Source organism: Psychrobacillus sp. FSL K6-2843, assembly GCF_038626375.1.
GTDB lineage: Bacteria > Bacillota > Bacilli > Bacillales_A > Planococcaceae > Psychrobacillus > Psychrobacillus faecigallinarum.
Genome location: NZ_CP152021.1, coordinates 725656 through 748984, shown reverse-complemented (window position 1 = coordinate 748984; position 23329 = coordinate 725656). Strand labels below are relative to the sequence as shown.

Genomic DNA, 23329 nt, shown 5'->3' with positions numbered 1-23329 from the left:
TTTAACTACTCAGCAAAATAAAACAACCGTGAAAATTTCAATTCACGATTGTTAGAATGAGTTAACTTTTTAGTAGCTGTAGTACGGATTGAGCCTGCTGCATATGCAAGCTTAAAACATATTGACCGGCCTGCATTAAAATATTTGCTTTAGCGAGTGTCATCATCTCTTTAGCTATATCCGCATCTCTTATGCGAGATTCAGCAGCTGTTAAGTTCTCTTCCATATTAACTGCGTTATTATAAGCGTGCTCCAGCCTATTAGTATAGGCGCCCATTCTGGAACGCTCACGAGACACTTGCTTAATGGCTTCATCCATGCCAGCTATCGCAGCATCTGCTTTCTCTCTTGTCGATATCGAGAGATCTTTTAACCCTAAGCTATCACCAGACATATTCCCAATGTTAAGCTCGATAGATTGCCCTGAGTTTGCACCTGCCTGAATTTTGATGGAGGTTTGAGTGCCATCCAATAACGTCTTTGTATTGAAATTAGTATCCTTAGAAATTCGATTTACTTCTTTCTTCAATTCCTCAAACTCGATATTAAGCAAATCACGGTCATTGTCCGTCAGCGTATCATTAGCCGCCTGCACACCCAATTCCCTCATCCGCTGCAAAATAGCGTGCGTTTCATTTAGTGCACCTTCCGCCGTCTGCAACAATGAAATACCATCCTGAATATTACGTGCTGCCTGCCCAAGGCCTCTAATCTGAGCTCGCATCTTTTCAGAAATCGCTAAACCCGCAGGATCATCCGCTGCACGGTTAATACGATAGCCAGAAGAAAGCCGTTCCATCGACCGATTAGCAATTGCCCATTGGTTATTCATATTACGAAGAATATTCAAACCAGTCGCATTCCACTTGCCTAGCATCTCTCCACCCCCACCCCATCTATTTAACCTTTATATCGTCTTATCCCACAAAAATATCAATAGATAAATTTTTTTTTTATTACAGCTAATATATTACAGGTGCCAGGCACCTGTAATATATTAGCTGTAACCTTTATAGACTTAATTCCGACTTATCTATTAAACAGAAAAGAGGTGAGGGTAGGCATGAAAATGACTAAATTTGGTTTCAGTTGGGAGGATATTTTGTTTGGGGTGCTCGGCTCAAGTGCGTTTATCTTTTTCCTTTACTATTTTACTTCCTTTTAACTTTTTGCTCATATAAAAAACACCTTCGAAATAATCTTTTCGTAAGGTGTTTTTTATGTTGAAAAATTAGTCCACATGGTGTCCTCCGTATGTGTCTTTGTATTGTTGTAGTTCTTTGAATAGTGCTGCGTCTTTATGAAGTAATGCATAATCTATCATACGTTCAAAATTCTCTTTTTCCAATTGTTTAATAATCTCTTTTGTTCCTTCCAATAGCATCGAGCTAGATTCTTCTACATTATTGTTTGAATTAATAATTGTTTGTAAATGCACATGAATATCAGAGACTAGTAGGAGTTGGTATAAAGGAAGTCGTATAAATCGGTTTCCTTTTTGAAAGACAAATACCTCGGACAGGTTTTCGACTTGTAACGAGTTAGCGTTGACTATTATCTCTTTTCCTTCTACAGGAATAAAATCAAATAGCTCGTCGTCCTTGCGCAAGGAAAAGTATTGATAGGCAAATACAAGCTTTATCCTATCTCCCTCGAGCTGAGTATAAAAAGGCTTCATTAATTGTACAAGTAACATTCCATATCCCCTCCTGTCCTTTTTGAATTTTCTGATTTATATTAGTATATCATATTCTACATTTTTCGTGTAGTGTATTTATCCAAAAAAACGCATTCATATCCTTGTAGGTATAGGCTTCTCTATTCAAATTTAAAACAGCGAATCTTAGAATAAATGATAGTTAATTTCCACTATAGGAGAGGGAGCCAAGTTCCGGTTCTATAGTCGAGCTTTCTATTTTTTTCTTATGAGAAAATACCCTTCAAGATAGACAAAGATAGACAAATAATCAAAAAAGAGAATATACTTTCTTAAAATCCAAAAAAGCGAACGCAATATGCATTCGCCATTAAAATATTTCTATTTAAATTGCAATGCACTTTCTGCTCTTCCTTTTTCTCTTGGACTTGTAAAGAAACCGTATTTTTTAGGACTGTATTCTACTAAAATGGCTTCAAACACCCTTTGCAGGATTTCTTCCTTCGATGCTTCTCTCACGCTTTTAATATAAAATTGAAGCATATTTTTTTCAAAATCAAGCTGTAGATCATATATGCTGTAGTACTCTGATGCGATTAACGGTATGTGCTTTAAATTGTTTATAGGACTTTCCACAATGTATTTTATGTTCCGCGCCTTTACTCCTATTACCTTGACATGATTGAATCCATTTTTCGAATAAATGTCCAGAGATTCTAATAAAAAAGGTATATGCAATTGAATTCTTTCTACTACTCCCCACTCCTTTCTTATGTAAATTGTCCTATAAGCTTTATATACTATATTTAACCGCTCTTTTAATAAATATCTCCAATTTGGCGATTATTACAGTTTAATCCTATCTTTTCGATATTCTTGTTGCATTGTAAAGGAGGTAATTATATGGCATTTTACGAGCATCTCCGTGCTTATCGAGAACAATTAGATATTACTCAAATGGAAGCAGCGAGAAGAATAGGCATTGACCATTCAGTTTTGTCTAAATACGAAAAGGGTGACTTAGCCATTCCCATTGACTTACTTATGAAAATTAAAGAGGTGTATGCGATCTCGAATGACGATTTTCTAAATATGCTGGAGGATAAGCCTTCTAAAAGTAAGAATCCGGGATTTGAGGCGCGTGAAAGTCGATCAAAGTATATAGAAACATTTCAGGAGGAATATGTTACCCCACTTGCATCCTTTAAAGAGTTTCGTCTTCTTGTAATGGATATTAAATCCGTTTCGAAAGAGGAAAAGGAACTTAAACGATACATAAAAGGCTTATTAAAAAAAGATTAAAATCCTTACTTATGATCAGCATAGGTAAGGCTTTTTATTTTAGTGAATCACTTTTACACTCCTCTGGCTTTTATTCGAGCAGGATTAAACGTATAATGGAAGGAAAGCCTTTTTTCATTAGGAGAGATTTGTTTGAACCTAACTTCGTATCAAAAATTAGCCAATCATTATAACCAATATATAGATGCGTCCATGCGGACGATTGAAGAGAAACTTAACCCTACTGTTACGGAAGATGAGGAGCTCGTTCGAAGAGCGACCTTTTTTGTGCGTAATGGCGCGGTTTCAATTGCAAATTATTCACTAAAGGACAATCGAATTGATTTTGTGGTTAGAGATGTAACTAACATCGAGGTACGATACTTGCCAATGGTTGACCTGATCCATTGCCCTTGCCAAATGCAGAAGCCATGTAGACATATCGTCGCAGCGGTTTTTTATTTATATCAACAAAACAACTCCCTATCCACTTGGATCTCGGAGTGGAAAGCTAACATAGACCACCTACAGCTATCTTTACTTCGAGATGAACGTAGTCCCAAAAGCTGGGATATGCTAGTGGATAACTTTTTTAGAAAGTTTATCTCCAGCTATCCGCCAACAAGCTTTTATCTTTTAGAATTTGCTATTCATGACTTGAAGGCCCAGGTTCGTAAATCTCGACCATTTGAACGAGAATGGCAACCTATCTTTGATGTATATGTCAATCTGGCCATACTAACACGCGCATGGCCTTATTTAATTGAATACAACGATACTAATATGCGTAATCGCGTTTACCAGTTTTTAAATGATTATATAGAGGATATTGATGATAGCCTGTCCCAGCTTGCTGCAAAGCCTAAAATGTTTGCAGCGGACCCCTTTTTCGATCAAATGATGGAAAACGTACGGTCCTTTTACTTTGAAGAGGAAGGCCTTGTTCGTTATCGGAAGCACGTATATTTAGCCTGCTGGGAAGCTTTAGTAACAGATAAAGCAGCGCGAATGCAGGAAGTCAAATATCTTCAAGAGCTGACCATTGAAGAGGACGGAATCCCGTTAAATATGGTACTTCCATACTTTTACCTCACCTTGTCGATGATGGATGAGCTATTAGATTCTGCTGAGCATATGGAGAAGGATCAGCTCTTGGAGTGGGTGGAGGTTTGTGAAAAGGCCATTCATTCCTCCAACAAGGAATTAGTTAGCGAGCTAGCTAGAAAATTACTCCCTCACATTTCTTATTATTTAAATGAAGTCATACAAAACCCTTCTAGAGTCATGCTCATTAGAAGATTAGAATTGCTATTCAACCAAGTAAGTTTAAAAACGGAGGAACTGGAAAAACTGTATCAATCATTCGGTTTATATGGAATCCAATCATACTCCAACTTACTAATCGAACAAAAACGTTATAGGGAATGGATGGCATTGCACCAATCTGCCAACTCATCTCTTGAATATGCTGAGTCCTGTGGATTATCTATAGTGAAGGATGAGGCACCAGAAGTCCTTCTTCCGCTTTACCACCATTATGCCATGAGGTTTATCCAAGAAAAAAACAGATATAGCTATAAGCAAGCTGTTCGTATTTGGAAGAAAATGAAACAGGTAGCGAAGAAAGCAAACGAAATTGATTACTGGAATGCTTATGTGGAAAGTATTCGTGAAAAGTATCGCCGTCTTCGTGCCTTACAACAAGAAATAGAGAAAGGAAACCTGCCATTATGAATAAACCTTTATCTATTACAAAAGAATTTTCCCTGTATATCGATCAAGCAGCAAATGGAAGCTTTCTTCTATCATGTAATGATGCGCCTATCGAAAAATGGGTGGAGACGCTCTACTTAAATCATAGAGAAAGCTTTTTTGGTCTTAACGCACAAGTTGAGGATGACGTATTAATAGCTTCTCCAGTAGAAGTCATTGAACTCTTTTCATCTGAAGCTCATCCCTTCATCACATTCTCTGGAGCTACCGAGCCCTCGCTTCAATGGCTTAAAACCTTTAAAGAAGCAGGAAGTGTTTGGAATTCACCTGATCTTTGGAAGACAGTCGAATTACAGGAAGACAATTTAGAGTTGTCTGCTCCCATAGAGGACAAAGGAAAGCAGCTAGTTGAAAATGCTATCAAGCAAAAGCTTTTTCAGGCAGGGCTTACGATGGAGGACCTACCCGCCCTCATTCCTTTCTTTCAACAAGGCGGCTGGCCCCTAAAATCGCAATCGACCCATCCAAATCTGTTAGTAGCATTGCGCCTGTCCGAGCCGGATGAATTTGATGACACCTGGTTATTAGAAACAGTCGTTCGCGGTAAGAAAAGCAGTGTATACTGGACGCCATCCTTCCGAAAAAAAGTATTGCCTATTAAGCAGGCTCTTCCTGATAAATGGAATGAATATAACACCTATATCGAAGAAACTCAGGCAAAAATCTTTTCCCTAGTCTCCTCGATAGATGCCGTAGAACTGTCGACCTTCTTCTCCTCTCCATTAACCGATGAAGAAGTGCGACGTTTTTTACGTGATGACCTAATCAAACTGCAGGCTCTTGGTTTCGAAGTTATTCTGCCGTCTTGGCTGAAGAGCTTGAAAGAATCTAAAATGCGTGTTAAGACTGTTGCAAAGACTGCCAATACTTATAAAACCGCCGCTGGCTTAAATGAAATCCTGCAATTTAACTGGAGTTTTTCTCTAAACGGACAGGAAATCTCTGCAGAGGATTTTCAAAAAATGGTCACTGAAAATCGATCATATATACAGGCAGGCAATGAGTGGTTCCGAATAGATGCTGCGTGGATGCATCAAATTCGAGAACTGATGAAGCAGTCCGAGGATGAAAATTGGACTGTGAAGGAGCTTTTATTCCGAGAAATCCCGGAGGAAATTGCTTTAGCTATCGATGATGATGAGCAATCTGATGAGGATCCATTATTCCAATTTGAAATGCAGCAATCTCTTAAAGTATTGATGGAACAGCTGTCTGAGAAAAAAGGTTATCCCACTGTGGAGGTCTCATCCAATCTGTTGACGACTCTTCGACCATATCAGCAGCTGGGCTTAGACTGGCTTGTATTTATGCGAAATGAAAAATTTGGCTCCTGCTTAGCTGATGATATGGGTCTTGGTAAGACAGTCCAATTAATCGCATATCTACTTCATGTCCATGAAAGCGGTGAACAAACAACGCCTTCTTTGATCATTTGTCCAACCTCCGTGCTTGGAAACTGGCAGAAAGAGCTGGCTAAATTTGCTCCTTCTTTAAATGTCCAAACACATTATGGCACAGCGCGAACCCGAGAAATTGATAAAGAAGCTGACGTAGTAATCACAACCTTTGGTACAGCAATGCAGGACATTGAAGCATTAGAGGATTTAGAATGGGCTAGTATAACTCTCGATGAGGCTCAAAACATTAAAAATATGCATACAAAGCAATCTCGTGCGATTCGCAAGCTTACAGGCAAGCATCATATTGCTTTAACTGGAACACCGGTTGAAAATAGATTGTCCGAGCTTTGGTCTATCTTCGACTTTATTCATAAAGGTTATTTGGGTTCCTTCCGTAAATTCCAGGAAAATTATATCGCGCCGATTGAGCGAGATAACTCTGACTCGGTTAAGCATAAACTCCGGGTCAAAATTCAGCCGTTCTTATTAAGAAGAACCAAGCAGGATCCAGAATTGTTGTTAAACCTCCCAGAAAAATTAGAGCAACGCGAGTATTGTGGTTTAACTACCGAGCAAGCAGCGTTATATGAATCCCTTATTCAAGAAACCGTTAGCAAGCTTGATACACTAACCGGCTTTGAGAAAAAGGGGCTTATTCTCAAAATGCTTAGCAAGCTAAAACAACTATGTAATCACCCGGCCCTTTATCTGAAGGAGCCATTTGATGATGCAGAAGATATGCTTGAACGCTCTGAGAAGCTTGCTCGTATTGTGACACTCGCTGGAGAAATTGCTGCTCGTGGTGAGCAATGTCTGATATTTACACAGTATATCGGAATGGGTCATTTGCTGCAGCATTGCCTAACTGAGCTGTTCGATATAGATGCTCCTTTCTTGACAGGAAGCATGCCAAAAAATCAGCGTGACCATTTAGTAGAGGCGTTTCAGGCAAAGGAATTCCCTGTATTCCTTCTTTCCTTAAAGGCTGGTGGAACTGGTTTGAACCTTACTGCCGCAAGCCACGTGCTGCATGCGGATAGATGGTGGAACCCTGCAGTCGAAAACCAGGCAACTGACAGAGCTTATCGTATCGGTCAAACTAATTTCGTCCATGTCCATAAGTTCATAACTATCGGTACAATTGAAGAAAAAATAGACAAACTTCTTGAACAGAAGCAAGCATTGTCTGAAGAACTGATCCACTCTAGTCAATGGATTACAGAAATGTCGGATGCAGATCTAAAGGATTTGCTTACTCTTTCAATCTAACTGATATCTTGTTAACAAAAACCTGGCCATATTCTGGTCAGGTTTTTTCTCTCTTGTATCATTTGGATGGTTGCGGCCATTCAAAATTTTACACTGGAAGTTTTTTTATTTGTTCTGCTGGAAATTCAAAATCACTTTCTACTTGCTTATTTTCCTCTCTAGTTTGTTCTGTTTCGTCGCGACTTTTGGTAGCTAAAAATCTGATATCCTCCACAATAACCTCTGTTACAAATACTCTTATGCCTTCCCCTTTTTCATAAGATCTTGTGTTCAAGCGGCCAGTGATTCCTACTAAAGAGCCCTTTCCACAGTACTTTACCGTGGTTTCAGCTAGTTTCCCCCAAATTGTGCAAAGCACGAAATTAGCTTCTTCGCTCTTATAGCCCTTACTCACTGCAACAACAAATCCTGTTTGCACTCTCCCCTCAGATAAGTGCTTCAGCTGTGGAGCCTTCGTCATTCTTCCAATTATCGAAACTGTATTCAATCTGTCACCTCCCTTTCATTAGCCATATCATAATCCTTTGAAAATTTGTTGGCAAAGCGCAGTTATTTCATTTTGGGTCGTTTTTCTGGGTCAAAATAAAATAATGTTATTTGTTTTCAAGAATATTCCTCATCTTACCGCATTCATTGAAATCAAAAATAAGAAATTGGCATTTTCACAATTATTTTTTTCCATAGAATCCCTATGCTATAATGAAGATTAATTAGTCCTACTAAAAGGTGGATTGTATATGAAAACATTTAAAATGATATCCGTGTCCCTTATCCGCAATAATGATGAAATGCCGATTTTACTAGAGGATGGCATAGTAATTAATCAAGAAAACACAAGTCGTTCTTGGATTTTAGAATTATTTATTGATCAAAAACATGAGGATTTCTTTAATGAATTAAAAACATCCAATGAATTATTTAATGCTAAGGTCGTTATCTCTTACCCCGAGAATGAGCCTGCACATTTTGAAGTGGCAACCTACTCCGTTAAGAAAATAGGAGATCATCTTTCCGTGTTACTTCGCGGAACATTAAAGCGTGCACGTAGAAAATACGCTGAATCGTTACTTGCTGAACTTATTGAGGATGGATTAATTGGAGAAGAATTGTTGACACAATTCGAAAAGGATATGAAAACGCGTCCTTCCTTAAAGAAAGACAAAGAAAATTGATATAGGCATACTGACTAATGCCTAAAGAAATAGGCAACTTCTTGTTTACAATACAAGAAGTTGCCTATTTTTTGTTTGATCAACCATTTCCAATTTAAAAACGCTCCATAAGTTACAGAAAGGGACTATTTATCTTTATTTCCATTAACCTCTGGCTCATCTACAAATGTACGTTCATCCATGTTTGAATGGTCCATATTTCCATTTAAATCATTATTATCACCATTGTTAAGACCATTGTTCAGATCATCGTTAAGACCATTCATATCATTCTTACCGTTTGTGCCTTCATTCATACCACCATTAGTGGTTCCGGCTCCGTTATTACCAGTGTTCTCATCAGGAGATGGAGTAATTACACGATTACCGTTGTTTAATTCCCCCATTGGTGTTTCATTGTTTGAAGGTACTGCTTCATCATTATTACATCCAACGAGTAAAAGCGAACATAATGCCACAGTAGGAACGACTTTTTTCAACATAAAAATTCCTCCTTTCTTGATATCGTCATCACACTCTTCACGTGACTTACGATAGGTTATCCAAGAAAAGAAGGAACTATCCTATGGCATTATTACCTCTTTTTTCAATGCTCAGCATACTCGCATATACTTTAAAAGAAGTGGAATAATACTATTTATTAGTCGTTATTTGCAACTGGACCTAATGCAAACAGGATATCTGTTTCACAAACAAGCTCTCCATCGACAGTAGCTATGCCATGTCCTTTGCCCATTGGTCCGCGGAGCTTAGTAAGCTCAACTTCCAGTTTAAGCTGGTCTCCTGGTTTGACCTGTTTTTTAAATCGACAGTTATCAATTCCTGTAAAAAAAGCAAGTCTTCCTTTATTTTCGGGAATTTGAAGCACAGCCACTGCTCCTACTTGAGCCAACGCTTCCACAATAAGAACGCCCGGCATTACTGGATAGCCAGGAAAGTGACCATTAAAAAATTCTTCATTAATTGTTACATTTTTTAATCCAACTGCTCGTTTACCTTCTTCAATTTCTAGAATACGATCAACCATTAAAAATGGATATCGATGAGGCAAAATAGCTTGTAATTGCTCCGTTGTTAGCATGGAATCGTCCTCCAATTATTTACCGTCTTTTATATCAATTATATGTTGGTACGTTTCCCATTTTAGCGCATCCTTCGGCTCACCATCACCTATAACCCCATAGCCAATCATTAGTCCAGCTATTGCAGATATGCAAAAAAGAGCAATAACAATTAGTATACGCAGCCATATAGGAAACATACGAATTTGTACCCACTTGGTTGGTTTGGTATTGTCTACCGTTTCTTTCTTATTTACTTCTTCTTGTACTTTTTCTAACCTACGCTGTTGTCGGCTAGAAGCCTTTACTTCTTCCGTCATTAAAATAACTCCTTACTAGCGAATTCCATTGATCAAGCCCATCATTTGATCGGCGATTGTAATAGAACGAGCACTAAACTGATACTGACGCTGCGTTGTCATTAAATCGGTCATTTCTTTGGAAACATCTACATTAGACATTTCTAAAACCTGATTGCTCAAGGAAATTTCTTCTCTGTCTGCTCCCTGAAGGTCGGTCATTACATCCTCAGCATTTGCACCTAACTCATCTAAATTCTCGGGCATTACAATATATGTCGCAGACAAGTGTTCCATGAATTGTGGCTTTTGCAAAACGGAAACAGCTAACTCTCTTTGTGCTGTAGTACCATCAGGATATGTTGCAGTTAGCACTCCTCTTTCATTTACAGAAAAGCTAGAAGCTCCCTCAGGAATCGTAATAGCCTGTCCCTGTGAGTCGGAAACAGGATAACCATCTCCGTTAACAAGCATCATTTGTCCATTTTCTATTGGAGAAACATAGAAAGCTCCTTGACGAGTGTATGCAGTTTTTTCTCCATTTTGTCCGTCGGGCATAATGATTTGAAAATATTGCTTAGGCTCCTGAAAAGCAAAGTCTAGATCTCTGCCAGTAGACTGGATGCTCCCTTGCTTCCAGTTCATTTGAGACTGTGCAAGTGCTGCTCCCACTCCATAGCGTATCCCAACAGGTGATTGTCTCTCTGTTTTATCTAATTTATCATTATTAAATTGCTGATAAAGTAATTCTTGGAATTTTACTTCTTTTGACTTATATCCATGGGTATTTGAATTGGAAAGATTATTCCCTATAATATCCAGTTGATTTTGCAATTGGGACATTGTGTTTGTTGCTGTTATCATTGTGCGTAACATTCAACCACACCTCCTTGGTTATTAGTTAACACGACCAACCTCGTTGACAGCTTTCTGCATGCTCTGATCGTATGCTTGTAGAATTTTTTGATTGGCTTCAAATGTTCTATATGCTGACATAAGCTCTGTCATTGTTTTGGCACTGTCTACATTTGATCCTTCAATATAGCCCTGTTGCATAGCAAAGCTCACATCACCGTTATTATAAGCAGATGGTAGCTCCGTGCCATCTTCCGTTCTATATAAACCATTATCCTGCTTCAATAAACGATCCGGATTAGCAGCATATGAAACCCCTAGCTGAGCAACCGCTACGTCATCCACAAAAACTTGGCCATTATCCCCTACACGGAAATCATCATTTTGCAATTGAATACGTTGGCCTGCATCATCTAAAACATATAGTCCACTTGCATTCGTTAAAAAACCTGAAGCGTCCAATGTGAAGTTTCCGTTACGTGTATATGCTTCTCCCTCAGTTGGGTGTTCTAAACGGAAAAATAGCGCACCTGATTGCCCTGATTCTGCATCCACTGGAAGTACTCCATCGATTAAAGCTATATCAGTGTTCAAGCCTGTTTGCTGAAGCTGCCCCTGTGTTTGCAGAGCAACGGTTTCTGACATATAAACGCCTGTGCTAATTCCCCCGACAGTTGACAATTTTTTCCCACTGATCGGATTCTCCGTAGGAATTTTAGCTGGCCCTAAACGTGACATTAGCATATCTGGAAAAGAACGAATGGTAGACTGATCAGCCTTAAAGCCTGGTGTATTCGCATTAGCCATATTATTAGTTAGTAGCTCGGTTCTACGCTGTTGAGCAATCATCCCAGATGCTACAGTATTAAATCCACGAAACATGATGAAGCCTCCACTCTTATCTTCTACTTATTTTATCGATATTATCTAGCATAATTCCAGTGCCAATAGCCACACAATCCATCGGTTGTTCCGCAGTAAACACGGGAACCTTCAATTCTTCCATCAATAGACTATCCATACCATGTAGTAGCGCACCGCCACCAGTGATAATAACGCCACGGTCAATAATATCTGCGGACAACTCAGGCGGTGTTTTTTCTAACACATTTTTGGCAGCTTGTACTATGACAGATACAGACTCTCTTAACGCGTGTTCGATTTCATCAGATTTAATAGTAATCGTTCTTGGCAGACCTGAAACCATGTCTCGCCCACGGATATCCATCTCTTCATGACGACTGTTTGGAAAAACAGTTCCAATCTCAATCTTTATATTCTCAGCTGTTCGTTCACCGATTAGAAGCTTGTACTCTTTTTTGATATATTGAAGAATATCGTTATCAAACACATCTCCTGCTACCTTAATAGACTCCGAGGTAACTATATCCCCCATAGATAGAACAGCAACATCAGTTGTGCCCCCACCTATGTCTACAACCATATTCCCGCTTGGTTGGAAGATATCCATCCCTGCTCCAATTGCTGCAACTTTAGGCTCTTCTTCTAAATAAACCTTTTTACCACCAGATTTCTCTGCCGCTTCTCTAATGGCCTTTTGCTCTACACTTGTAATGTTTGTCGGACAGCAAATTAAAATTCGTGGCTTCGATAAGAATCCCTTTACGTTTAATTTATTAATGAAATGCTTAAGCATAGCTTCTGTCACATCAAAATCCGCAATTACTCCATCTTTTAACGGGCGAATAGCCACAATATTTCCTGGGGTTCTACCTAGCATTTGTCGAGCTTCTTCTCCGACTGCTAGTACTTTATTCGTATTTCTATCTAAAGCGACCACTGAAGGTTCGTTTAACACAATCCCTTTTCCCTTCACGTGAATCAATACATTTGCTGTTCCTAAATCTATTCCTATATCCTTTGCAAACATTACCAGTGTTTCCCCTTCCTTGCTATAACTTTTGTTTGTAAACTCCGTAATGTATCTAACTTCTAATTTTATCATAGTTTTGTCATAAAAACAGTTTTTTTGAAGAGTATTTCGGAAAAAATTATGAAGAAATTAGAAATTTTTGACGAATTATAAACTATTATCCCGATTCTTCTATAGGTCAGTACGCTCATTTTTATGTTGTGACTTTAGAGGGGAAATTGAGTAGGAAGCTGTCTGTTTGAAAGATATAGTATTTCAGTTGATAGTTACGAATTATTTTGTGTGTTCTTGAAAGACTATTCCTGAGCTACGGATTTTTTTCAAGTATCACAATTAGTTACCATATGTAAGGGGATTAATTGTCCATAAGAGCTTTCCTAGCAATAGTTCCCTCCCTAGAGGATTCGAACGTTGGACTTCGTTATACAAGCAGTGTTTCATACTTTTTAGAGTATACAACTTTTAAGTCAAAGAATCTGTTGCAGGCTCTCCTGTTATTAGAATGCCTTTCCTCCTTGCGCTCTCTCTTTTAAAATGGGCTTTTCCTGATGCTAATTTATTTTTATTGACCTATGTATATTTTATAAAGACTTACTCATACTACTCAGACAACGAATTATTTCGGATATAAGAAAAGGCCGTGAAATAATACATTTCACGACCTTACCTATCTTCCTTTTTGGTCCTCCATTTTTGCTTCGTAGCTTCTCCGCCTCGTAGGTGTCTGACTGACTTATGGTAAGCAAGGATTTCTTTGACTTCCTTAGCCAGCACAGGATCCACAAGGTGGAGTCTTTCGGTTAAGTCTTTGTGTACGGTGCTTTTGGAATGACCTGTTTTGCTCGCAATAGCGCGAACTGTTTTCTTTGTTTCAATTACCATTTCACCCAAACGTATGCATCTATGACGAATCGTTTCGTGCACCAACTCTTCCTTTCGTTAGTAAAGGAACACTTTTCACCACTTTATGCATAGCGAAGGGCTAATATGAATTAAAATGCTAGATATGATTCCGGATTTACAAGGACTCCGTTTTCTAATACTTCGAATTGAAGATGGATTCCAGCAGTAGGATTCCACTCATTTTCCGCTGCGGTTGCAAGGGATTGTCCTTGTTCCACTACATCTCCTGCTTTTACTAGAATGCCAGTGACAGAGCGATATTTTGTTAGCATACCATTTGCATGAGAGATTACGATTTCGTCACCAACAAATGGATCAAGATTTACTTCTTCTACTTTTCCGCTTAATGCTGCAACAACTTCAAATGGCTCGTTCTTCATAGTTAGGGAAACTCCTGTGCTAGCTACGTAAGTTTGATCAAAAACAAGTAGAGATTTCTCACGAGTCGCTTCGTCTGCTTCCATATCATAGTAGTGCTGAACAATTTCAACGTTATCTAGCATAGCTTCTTTGAAAGGGTATTTCATAGATTCTGCTTTAGCGTTCGTTTCAATTGTTACTTTGTCTGGATTACTTGCATCGGTCCACTCGGATTCTTCTGCAGAATCATCGCTGACATATACATTATAACCCCAAATCATTCCAACAAATGCTACCGAAAAACCTGCATATACTAGTGGCCAAAACCAAGGTTTTTTCGGGCTGTTACTCTTCTTCTGAGAAGGCTTTTTAGATTGTTCTTCTCTCATTTTCATCACCTCTAATTGCATTGTTGGCATATTAAGGAGATTTTAAACATGGAGAAAAACTTTTTATTTCGGTTCCTGTATAATAATGCAATAAAATATCATGAGCCTTCGTAGAATCGTTAGCCATTACCTCAGCTCCATACTGGCTCATTCCTACTCCGTGCCCATATCCAATAGTTTCCACTACAACTTTATCATTTTGAAAAGCTATTGAAAAATCAGTAGAGGGTAGTCCAAGTAAAGTTCTAATTTCTCTGCCTGTCCAACTTTTGCCGTTCATTTCTACTGACTTTACTCGATTGGAGTCTGTCCGTTCTATTTTGACAGTACCCCCAATATTATTAGACCACTTCATCTTAAAAGTGTCCGACCATTCTTTACTCGTAAATTCAAATTTCTGTTTCATTTTATTTGAGAATTGCTCTTCCTTTTCACTCGGCACTGATACTAAATAGGGAATTGCATATCCGCTATAATTCTCCGCGCTTTCTGTTTGCCCATTGCTTGTTGAAAAAAACATTGCAGTGATTAACTGATTCTTATAAACAATAATTTCTCCCTCTGTAGAAGCTACGATTTTTTGAAGCTTCTTTTCGTATTCCTCAAAGGAAGCACCCCAACGCTTTTTTCTCTCCTCTGGACCAACATACACTTGCTTCTGTACCGTCTTGTCGATTGACTTTGCTCCGTAATCGGTTTCTCTTAAAACATAGGTCCTAGCAGCAATAGACTGCGCCTTCAATGCTTCTTCATGGAATGTGATTGGCATTTCCGCGGCAACTACTCCTAATACATACGTTTCTAGAGGAATTTTTTCCTTTACCCCTTTCACCTCAATTTCTATTGGACAGTCAACTTCAGTTTCCGGTACGACTTCTGGTGCAGCTTTTTCTTTCACTCTGTCTTTGATCAATAAAAAAGGTAATAACATAAGGCAGATGCATACGATTACTAAGAGAATGTTTTGTTTCATAGGGGTAATATATGCAGCTACAAAGAATCTAATGACGGACAAGCTATAGAAAAGCTGCTTGATCTATCTCTTGTCATACAGATGAGTAATTGGAAAGTGTTTATATTCTATCATTTCTGAAATCATCCATTTAACCAATAGTATATGGACATGAATTCTTATTAAATTTATGGAATGCTATAAGAATCTATTTGAATCTTTATATTTAAGTAGCCTTTATACACTATTTTAGCCCCTTAGAGGCTATTTAATCTTATAGATGAGCAATTTATACTAAAATGTTAATTTTCACTCTTAAAACGCCTAAAACAGGGTGAAAAATTACATCAAAAAAAGCACAATACACGAATAGGTGTATTGTGCTTTACATATATTATTAAACGAGTTGAACTGCTTTTTCTGTGTTTTCTGTTCCAATACGTTCGATGTCTGCACCTAAAGCTGCTAGCTTTTTGTCAAAATCAACGTATCCACGATCTAAATGGTAAAGTTCAGTTACACGAGTTACGCCTTCTGCAACTAGACCTGCAATGATTAGAGCTGCCGCTGCACGAAGATCTGTAGCTGCTACCTCTGCACCTTGAAGGTTAGATGGGGAATCCATCATGACAGAGCGACCTTCGATTTTCATGTTTCCGTTCATACGTCTAAACTCTTCCACATGCATAAATCTGTTCTCAAATACAGTTTCCGTAATGATACCGGTACCATAGGCTGTCATCATCAATGCCATCATTTGCGATTGCATATCTGTAGGAAAACCTGGATGTGGCATAGTTTTAATGTCTACTGATTTCAAGTTTCCTTTAGAACGCACACGTAGCCCTTGGTTCTCTTCAGTAATTTCCACACCCATCTCTTGCATTTTAGATATTAGAGCTGTCATATGCTCTGGTACTGCATTTTCAATTAATACATCGCCTTTTGTGATGGCTGCTGCAACCATGAAAGTACCAGCTTCAATACGATCTGGAATAATGTGATGCTCAGTGCCATGAAGTTCTTCGACTCCCTCGATACGAATAGTATCAGTACCAGCACCTTTTACTTTACCGCCCATTTCATTGATAAAGTTTGCTAAGTCTACGATTTCCGGTTCTTTAGCAGCATTTTCGATAATCGTTGTTCCTTCAGCTAAAGCTGCTGCAGTCATAATATTTTCTGTAGCGCCCACACTAGGTACATCTAAATAAATTTTAGCACCTTTTAAACGTCCAACAGTTTTCGCTTCTACAAATCCATGACCAAATGAAATCTCTGCACCCATTGCTTCAAAGCCCTTTAAATGTTGGTCAATAGGTCTTGAACCAATAGCACAGCCCCCAGGAAGAGCTACTCGAGCAAAACCATTGCGCGCAAGAATTGGACCCATAACAAGGATTGACGCTCTCATTTTGCGCACATATTCGAATTGTGCTTCACTTGATAGTCTTTGCTGTGAGTCAATAATTACTTCGTTGTGCTCTGGGCTATATTTGATTTCTGTATTTAAACTTTTTAATACTTCATTTATCGTCAAAACATCTGCAAGTGTTGGTACATCTTTAATCACATTTTTCCCTTTTGTCGCGAGCAAAGCTGCTGCAAGTACAGGTAATACTGCATTTTTAGCACCCTCGACCCGTACGTTACCTTTTAACCTTTGGCCGCCTTTAACAACAATTTTATCCACTTAGTTCCCTCCGCGTTCATAATCCTCTTAAGCTAATATATAAAAGAAATATGTATGGTGTTGTTTTTTGTTATTTCAAAACAATATCATCATACAACGTATTTCGACTATATACAAGCACCGAAAACCCTATTTTCTTGTCCTCTTTTGGTAAATTTTCTTAGTCTATTATACGTAATACCCAGTCTTTTCGTGTAGATATTTATAAATTACCCCACATGTTATGTAATAAACATATTCGACAGCATATTTCCCAGGAAATATGAGGAGATTCTACATGCTCATACAAACTTGTCCATAATTTGCATGAGCATGCAGGATCTTCTACTAAAATAAGTACTGTAATTGGTTAGACCAGGAAGTTAAATTTAAAAAGAAATTAGCTACTGTCGAGCCTAACATAATACTTACCAAAATAAAGAAAAGCTGGGCTTGAAATACATGATTCTTTTTAATAAATTTGTCCACCATAAGAGCTTGTAATGCATAAAAAGAAATACCGATAAAAAAGATATTAGCTAATATAGCGATAACAGCTTGCTCTGAAGTCAAAAGACCCATTATTTTCCCTCCAGTTTTTAAAAACGAAAGCCTTCCTAGAACGATGTACTGATCAACAAAACAATTAACATGTTTATGTTATTGTCGTTTCAAAAATACCCTCGTCAAATTACTGTAAAATCTCCCACTTTTTATAGCAAGAAATTCAAAGCTCCCAAATCTGACCATAAAGTTTAAAGACCCTCAAATTAGGAAAAACACTTAGCAAAGCAAGTACATTCTTAACAGTCAAGAAAGAAAAAACGGACAGAAATAATCTCTGCCCGTTTTATCAAAAAAACAATTATAATCTACCCTCATAAGCGTTGATACGATTAAGCGCTCTCTTCAAAGCAAGTTCAGCACGATTAAAATCAACTGATTCTTGTTTACTTTGAAGTAGTTCTTCTGCACGTTTCTTCGCTTCTTGAGCACGAGCTAAATCTATACTTGAAGCAATTTCAGCGGATTGAGCCAAGATTGTAACCTTTTCAGGACGAACCTCAATAAATCCGCCACTCACTGCTACAAATTCTGATTTACCATCTTTTTTCAATTTAACCGAACCAATTTCAAGTGGTGCAACCATTGGAATATGGCCAGGTAAAATACCGATTTCACCCGATGCTGTTTTAGCGATAATCATGTCTATTTCAGAATCGTATACCGGGCCGTCGGGAGTGACAATATTGACTGAAACTGTCTTCATATTTTTACCTCCAGGTCCGATTTATTATACTTCTACGCCCATGCTTTTCGCTTTTTCCACAACTTCTTCGATACGTCCAACTAAACGGAATGCATCCTCTGGTAAATGGTCATATTTTCCTTCAAGAATCTGTTTGAAGCCTTCAACAGTTTCTTTAACAGGAACATAAGAACCTTTTTGACCTGTAAATTGTTCAGCAACATGGAAGTTTTGAGATAGGTAGAACTGAATTCGGCGAGCACGGTTAACTACAACCTTATCCTCGTCTCCTAATTCATCCATACCTAGGATCGCAATAATATCTTGAAGCTCTCTGTAGCGTTGTAAAGTATATTGTACTTGACGTGCTACTTCGTAATGCTCTTGTCCTACTACTTCAGGAGAAAGCGCACGAGAAGAAGAAGCTAATGGATCTACCGCTGGATAGATACCCATCTCAGATAATTTACGCTCTAAGTTTGTTGTTGCATCTAAGTGAGCGAATGTTGTTGCAGGAGCTGGATCCGTATAGTCATCGGCTGGTACATAGATCGCTTGGATAGATGTAACAGAACCTGTATTAGTTGACGTGATACGCTCTTGAAGTGCACCCATTTCTGTAGCAAGTGTTGGTTGGTAACCAGCTGCTGAAGGCATACGCCCTAAAAGTGCTGATACCTCAGAACCTGCTTGTGTGAAACGGAAGATATTATCGATGAATAAAAGTACGTCTGCACCTTGTTCATCACGGAAATATTCAGCCATTGTAAGACCAGTTAGTGCAACACGCATACGTGCTCCTGGTGGCTCGTTCATTTGACCGAATACCATTGCTGTTTTCTTAATAACGCCAGAATCGCTCATCTCGTGGAATAAGTCATTTCCTTCACGCGTACGCTCTCCAACACCAGCGAATACTGAGATACCGCCATGCTCTTGAGCAATGTTATTGATAAGTTCTTGGATAAGAACTGTTTTCCCTACTCCGGCACCACCGAACAGACCGATTTTACCACCTTTAATGTATGGAGCTAAAAGGTCTACTACTTTGATACCTGTTTCAAGAATTTCAACTTCAGTTGAAAGGTTTTCAAATGTTGGTGCTTGACGGTGAATTGGGTCACGACGCTCAGCAGTAGAAATTTCTTCTCCTAAGTCAATTACTTCACCAAGAACGTTGAATACACGTCCTAAAGTTACGTTACCAACTGGAACAGAAATTGCTGCGCCAGCATCTAATACCTCTGCACCACGTTTAAGTCCATCAGTAGATGACATCGCAATTGTACGAACTGAGTCATCACCTAAGTGTAAAGCTACTTCTAAAGTTAATGTAGTAGGAGCTTCATTTGGACGTTCAATCGCTACAGTTAATGCATTATAGATAGCTGGTAAGTGGCCGTTGTCAAACTTAACGTCAACAACTGGACCCATTACTTGTAGTACTTGTCCTTTGTTCACTACTGTTCCCTCCTGTCTTACTTTCTTTCTTTACCTATTCTAGAGCCGATGCACCGCCGACAATTTCCGTAATTTCTTGCGTAATCGCAGCTTGACGTGCTCGGTTATATACTAACGTTAAGTTACTAATCAAATCAGTTGCGTTGTCTGTTGCAGATTTCATAGCAGACATACGCGAAGCATGTTCACTTGCTTTACCGTCGAGTAATGCACCAAAAATTAGGCTTTCCGCATATTGTGGAAGAAGTACTTCTAAAATCGCCTCACTAGAAGGTTCGAATTCATAAGAAGCAGTTGAGCCTGTAGTTTCTGCTGCAATATCCGTAAGCGGTAGCACCTTTTTCTCAGTTACCTCACTGGAGATGGCACTTACAAAGTGGTTATAGTACATATAAAGTTCATCATATGTACCATCCGTGAACATACCAACAGCTTTGCGCGCTATTTCTTTAACATGCGAAAAAGAAGGTTGGTCTGGTAACCCTATCACTTCTCCAATTACGTTTGAACCACGTTTTACGAAGAAGTCACGTCCCATGCGTCCAATTGCAAAAATTACATACTCATCCTTTGAAGCATGGCGTTCAGTAATAGCATTCGCAACAGCACGTATAACATTACTGTTATATGCCCCTGCTAAACCACGATCAGAAGTAATGACGATATATGCAGTTTTCTTTACAGGTCGATGAGTTAACATTGGATGTCCACTATCACTTGTTCCTGAAGCAATGGAGCCTACTACCTCTTGCATTTTAGACATGTAAGGAACGTATGCTTTCGCATTTTCCTCCGCACGGTTCAATTTAGAAGCAGAAACCATTTGCATAGCTTTTGTTATCTGACTTGTTTTCTTAGTTGACGTAATTTTATTTTTAATGTCGCGTAAAGATGCCACTGGTATTTCACCACCTTATTGTTTTTTTCACTTAGACAAAGATATTATTCAGATATAGCAAAAGTTTTCTTGAATGCAGAGATTGCATTGTTTAAATCCTCTTCTGAAGGAAGATCTTTTGTCGTGCGAATATGATCTAAAACGTTTGTGTGGTTTGAATCTAACCAGCTACTAAGTTCAGCCTCAAAACGAGAAATATCTTTAACTGGAATATCATCTAAATGGCCACGTGTTAGAGCGTATAAAATAATAACTTGTTTTTCTACTTTAATAGGAGAGTTCAAGTCTTGTTTTAATACTTCTACTGTACGTACACCACGATTAAGTTTAGCTTGTGTTGCAGCATCTAAATCTGATCCAAATTGAGAGAATGCTTCAAGCTCACGGTATGCAGCTAAGTCAAGACGAAGTGTACCGGCAACTTTTTTCATTGCTTTAATTTGAGCTGATCCACCTACGCGTGATACGGATAAACCAGCATTGATCGCTGGACGTACACCAGAGAAGAATAAATCAGATTGTAAGAAGATTTGACCATCCGTAATAGAAATTACGTTTGTTGGAATGTAAGCAGAGATATCTCCAGCTTGTGTTTCAACGAATGGTAATGCAGTGATTGAACCTGCACCTAATGTTTCATTTAACTTCGCAGCACGCTCAAGTAGACGGCTGTGTAAGTAGAATACATCCCCTGGATATGCTTCACGACCTGGAGGACGTTTAAGAAGTAATGAAAGTTCACGGTATGCAGCAGCTTGTTTAGATAAATCATCATAAACGATTAATACGTGCTTACCTTCGAACATAAATTCTTCTGCCATTGTTACACCAGCATAAGGAGCTAAGTATAATAATGGAGCTGGAGCAGATGCAGATGCAGTTACAACGATTGTGTAATCTAAAGCACCTTTTTTACGAAGTGTTTCTACTACATTACGAACAGTCGATTCTTTTTGACCGATTGCTACGTAGATACAAATCATATCTTGGTCTGCTTGGTTAAGGATTGTATCAATCGCTACAGATGTTTTACCTGTTTGGCGGTCACCGATGATTAACTCACGTTGTCCACGCCCGATTGGTACAAGAGCGTCAATCGCTTTAATACCTGTTTGAAGTGGTTCATGAACAGATTTACGTGCCATAACCCCTTGTGCAGGACTTTCGATTGGACGAGATTTTGTAGTTGCAATAGGACCTTGTCCGTCAACTGGTTGGCCAAGTGGATTGACAACGCGGCCAATCAATTCTTTACCAACTGGAACTTCCATAATACGGCCTGTACGACGTACTTCATCGCCTTCTTTGATGTCTGTGTATGGTCCAAGGATAACGATACCAACGTTATTCGCTTCCAAGTTTTGTGCCATACCTAACACACCAGTTGAGAATTCTAAAAGCTCTCCAGCCATGACGTTGTCGAGGCCATGAGCACGCGCGATACCGTCACCAATTGTAATAACCGTACCAACGTCGCTAACTTTCATCTCAGATTCATAATTCTCAATCTGCTGTTTAATCAAGACACTGATTTCTTCAGCTTTGATGCTCATGTATGTCACCTCTCATAATTCATAATATTAACCGATCAAGTTACGTTTTAAGCGATCTAGCTTAGAGCTAAGAGTGCTGTCGTAAATGCGGTTTCCGATTTGAACGCGGATACCACCAATAATTGATGGATCTACGATGTTTTGAATGCGTAAAGATTGTTTCCCTACATTTTTTGCAAATACAGATGAAACGTTTGCACGTTCTGCTTCTGTTAATTCGCGTGTTGTATAGACCTTCGCTTCTGCAACACCTTGTGCTTCATTGGAAAGTGCCATATACTCTGAAATAATATCAGTAACTTCATGTAATCTTTTCTTATCAATAAGCACTAGTAGTGTATTGATAACGATCGGATTAGCGTTTGAGAAGATTTCTCGGATTAGCGCTTTTTTCTTGTCTAAAGAAAGCTTAGGAGAAGTAAACAATGTTTTCAAATCCTTATTGCCTTTCCATACAACATTAAGCTCACGTAAATCATTTTCAACCGATTGAAGTTCATTTTTTTGTTGTGCTAGTTCGAACAACGCGATGGCATAGCGTTTTGCTGCAGTTGAATTACTCAATTAACTTCGCCTGCCTTCGCAATCGTTGCCTCGATCAGCGCACGGTTATCTTCTTCCGAAACTTCTTTTTCAAGAACTTTAGCTGCTGCAAGTACTGATAGTGAAACGACTTCTTCTCGTACCGCTGCAATCGCTCTTTCTTTTTCTGTATCGATTTCACGAATAGCAGATTCTTTTAAACGCGCAGCTTCAGAGCGAGCAGTTGTGATGATTTCTTCACGTGATGCTTCCCCTTGCTTCTTCGCATTTTCTACAATCGCTAACGCTTCTGTGCGTGCTTCTTTTAGTAAGTCACGTTGTTCTTCAAGTAAACGTTGAGATTCTTGGCGGCTAGTTTCTGCTGCTTCGATTTCACTCGCGATCAACTCTTCACGCTGTGTCATAATCCCCATTAAAGGACCCCAAGCCACTTTCTTCAATAAGATCATCAGTAAGATGAAGAAGAATAATGTAGCTCCAATATCCAAAACATTTAACCCATCATGGGCATCACCAGCACCAAGTGCGAGGTATTCAAAAGACACGATTGTTTCACTCCTTTCAAACGCTATTAAGAGATCTTACTTATATAATGTTTAAACTTTTGTTTATTATTTTCTAATTCAGGTTTTATTCATAAAGAGAATGGCGGAGTTAGTTTCCGCCATTATTGACTTTATTTATACAT

Annotated in this window: 25 protein-coding genes; 4 read left to right on the top strand and 21 right to left on the bottom strand. The window is 38.7% G+C overall.

The genetic code is table 11. The features are described 5' to 3' along the window. Window positions 1-61: 61 nt before the first annotated feature. The 3 genes from MKY94_RS03790 to MKY94_RS03780 form a co-directional block, all read right to left on the bottom strand. On the bottom strand, window positions 62-877 hold the full coding sequence (locus MKY94_RS03790) for a flagellin (protein ID WP_151111277.1): 816 nt from the start codon (window positions 875-877) through the stop codon (window positions 62-64). Window positions 878-1231: 354 nt separating this feature from the next. Beyond that, window positions 1232-1696 (bottom strand): transcriptional regulator, encoded by a 465-nt coding sequence (locus tag MKY94_RS03785; RefSeq protein WP_144540466.1) that lies wholly within the window; start codon window positions 1694-1696, stop codon window positions 1232-1234. Window positions 1697-2038: 342 nt separating this feature from the next. Beyond that, window positions 2039-2293, bottom strand: a complete 255-nt coding sequence (locus MKY94_RS03780; RefSeq protein ID WP_151111279.1) for a hypothetical protein — start codon at window positions 2291-2293, stop codon at window positions 2039-2041. A 267-nt stretch (window positions 2294-2560) separates the two neighbouring features. Here MKY94_RS03780 and MKY94_RS03775 point away from each other — a divergent pair, with 267 nt between their 5' ends. The 3 genes from MKY94_RS03775 to MKY94_RS03765 all read left to right on the top strand — a co-directional run bounded on the left by MKY94_RS03775 (window position 2561) and on the right by MKY94_RS03765 (window position 7380). Continuing rightward, window positions 2561-2959 carry a helix-turn-helix transcriptional regulator gene (locus MKY94_RS03775; protein WP_342578025.1) on the top strand — a complete coding sequence of 133 codons (399 nt, stop codon included), beginning with the start codon at window positions 2561-2563 and terminating at the stop codon, window positions 2957-2959. Between the two features lie 132 nt (window positions 2960-3091). Further along, window positions 3092-4672 carry a hypothetical protein gene (locus tag MKY94_RS03770; RefSeq protein ID WP_151111283.1) on the top strand — a complete coding sequence of 527 codons (1581 nt, stop codon included), beginning with the start codon at window positions 3092-3094 and terminating at the stop codon, window positions 4670-4672. Continuing rightward, window positions 4669-7380 (top strand): DEAD/DEAH box helicase, encoded by a 2712-nt coding sequence (locus MKY94_RS03765; protein ID WP_342578024.1) that lies wholly within the window; start codon window positions 4669-4671, stop codon window positions 7378-7380. The genes MKY94_RS03770 and MKY94_RS03765 overlap by 4 nt, the downstream gene beginning before the upstream one ends. A gap of 88 nt (window positions 7381-7468) precedes the next feature. On the opposite strand, the gene ssb is transcribed toward MKY94_RS03765, so the two are convergent. After that, entirely contained in the window at window positions 7469-7867 is a 399-nt protein-coding gene (ssb, locus tag MKY94_RS03760) for a single-stranded DNA-binding protein (RefSeq protein WP_144540476.1), read from the bottom strand. Window positions 7868-8117: 250 nt separating this feature from the next. Here ssb and MKY94_RS03755 point away from each other — a divergent pair, with 250 nt between their 5' ends. Next, window positions 8118-8552 carry a YwpF family protein gene (locus MKY94_RS03755; RefSeq protein ID WP_144540478.1) on the top strand — a complete coding sequence of 145 codons (435 nt, stop codon included), beginning with the start codon at window positions 8118-8120 and terminating at the stop codon, window positions 8550-8552. Between the two features lie 125 nt (window positions 8553-8677). On the opposite strand, the gene MKY94_RS03750 is transcribed toward MKY94_RS03755, so the two are convergent. The 17 genes from MKY94_RS03750 to atpF all read right to left on the bottom strand — a co-directional run bounded on the left by MKY94_RS03750 (window position 8678) and on the right by atpF (window position 23186). Beyond that, window positions 8678-9034, bottom strand: a complete 357-nt coding sequence (locus MKY94_RS03750) for a hypothetical protein (protein ID WP_151111287.1) — start codon at window positions 9032-9034, stop codon at window positions 8678-8680. A 158-nt stretch (window positions 9035-9192) separates the two neighbouring features. Further along, entirely contained in the window at window positions 9193-9633 is a 441-nt protein-coding gene (fabZ, locus tag MKY94_RS03745; RefSeq protein WP_154311442.1) for a 3-hydroxyacyl-ACP dehydratase FabZ, read from the bottom strand. A 15-nt stretch (window positions 9634-9648) separates the two neighbouring features. Continuing rightward, window positions 9649-9933 (bottom strand): DNA-directed RNA polymerase subunit beta, encoded by a 285-nt coding sequence (locus MKY94_RS03740; protein WP_151111291.1) that lies wholly within the window; start codon window positions 9931-9933, stop codon window positions 9649-9651. A 15-nt stretch (window positions 9934-9948) separates the two neighbouring features. Continuing rightward, window positions 9949-10788 (bottom strand): flagellar hook-basal body protein, encoded by an 840-nt coding sequence (locus MKY94_RS03735; protein WP_144540487.1) that lies wholly within the window; start codon window positions 10786-10788, stop codon window positions 9949-9951. 21 nt (window positions 10789-10809) lie between these two features. Continuing rightward, complete coding sequence (locus MKY94_RS03730) at window positions 10810-11649, bottom strand: flagellar hook-basal body protein (protein WP_340844150.1); 840 nt, start codon at window positions 11647-11649, stop codon at window positions 10810-10812. Window positions 11650-11665: 16 nt separating this feature from the next. Continuing rightward, entirely contained in the window at window positions 11666-12658 is a 993-nt protein-coding gene (locus MKY94_RS03725) for a rod shape-determining protein (RefSeq protein ID WP_144540492.1), read from the bottom strand. A gap of 666 nt (window positions 12659-13324) precedes the next feature. Beyond that, on the bottom strand, window positions 13325-13585 hold the full coding sequence (locus MKY94_RS03720) for a sporulation transcriptional regulator SpoIIID (protein ID WP_144540588.1): 261 nt from the start codon (window positions 13583-13585) through the stop codon (window positions 13325-13327). 68 nt (window positions 13586-13653) lie between these two features. Then, window positions 13654-14343 (bottom strand): M23 family metallopeptidase, encoded by a 690-nt coding sequence (locus MKY94_RS03715; RefSeq protein ID WP_313955916.1) that lies wholly within the window; start codon window positions 14341-14343, stop codon window positions 13654-13656. 1 nt (window position 14344) lies between these two features. After that, complete coding sequence (gene spoIID, locus MKY94_RS03710; protein WP_151113774.1) at window positions 14345-15244, bottom strand: stage II sporulation protein D; 900 nt, start codon at window positions 15242-15244, stop codon at window positions 14345-14347. A gap of 418 nt (window positions 15245-15662) precedes the next feature. Next, the gene (gene murA, locus MKY94_RS03705; protein WP_144540493.1) at window positions 15663-16958 is read right to left on the bottom strand and encodes a UDP-N-acetylglucosamine 1-carboxyvinyltransferase; all 1296 of its coding nucleotides are present in this window, start codon (window positions 16956-16958) and stop codon (window positions 15663-15665) included. A 327-nt stretch (window positions 16959-17285) separates the two neighbouring features. Further along, a complete protein-coding gene (locus tag MKY94_RS03700; protein WP_144540496.1) occupies window positions 17286-17519 on the bottom strand; it encodes a DUF1146 family protein in 234 nt (77 codons plus the stop codon). A gap of 283 nt (window positions 17520-17802) precedes the next feature. After that, window positions 17803-18207, bottom strand: a complete 405-nt coding sequence (locus tag MKY94_RS03695) for a F0F1 ATP synthase subunit epsilon (RefSeq protein ID WP_144540498.1) — start codon at window positions 18205-18207, stop codon at window positions 17803-17805. A gap of 24 nt (window positions 18208-18231) precedes the next feature. Beyond that, the gene (gene atpD, locus MKY94_RS03690; RefSeq protein WP_144540500.1) at window positions 18232-19647 is read right to left on the bottom strand and encodes a F0F1 ATP synthase subunit beta; all 1416 of its coding nucleotides are present in this window, start codon (window positions 19645-19647) and stop codon (window positions 18232-18234) included. Between the two features lie 34 nt (window positions 19648-19681). Next, complete coding sequence (locus MKY94_RS03685) at window positions 19682-20545, bottom strand: F0F1 ATP synthase subunit gamma (RefSeq protein ID WP_144540502.1); 864 nt, start codon at window positions 20543-20545, stop codon at window positions 19682-19684. Between the two features lie 44 nt (window positions 20546-20589). Then, on the bottom strand, window positions 20590-22098 hold the full coding sequence (gene atpA, locus MKY94_RS03680; RefSeq protein WP_144540505.1) for a F0F1 ATP synthase subunit alpha: 1509 nt from the start codon (window positions 22096-22098) through the stop codon (window positions 20590-20592). A 27-nt stretch (window positions 22099-22125) separates the two neighbouring features. Next, window positions 22126-22662, bottom strand: a complete 537-nt coding sequence (locus MKY94_RS03675; protein WP_154311446.1) for a F0F1 ATP synthase subunit delta — start codon at window positions 22660-22662, stop codon at window positions 22126-22128. Then, the gene (gene atpF / locus MKY94_RS03670) at window positions 22659-23186 is read right to left on the bottom strand and encodes a F0F1 ATP synthase subunit B (protein WP_342578023.1); all 528 of its coding nucleotides are present in this window, start codon (window positions 23184-23186) and stop codon (window positions 22659-22661) included. The genes MKY94_RS03675 and atpF overlap by 4 nt, the downstream gene beginning before the upstream one ends. Window positions 23187-23329: the final 143 nt, after the last annotated feature.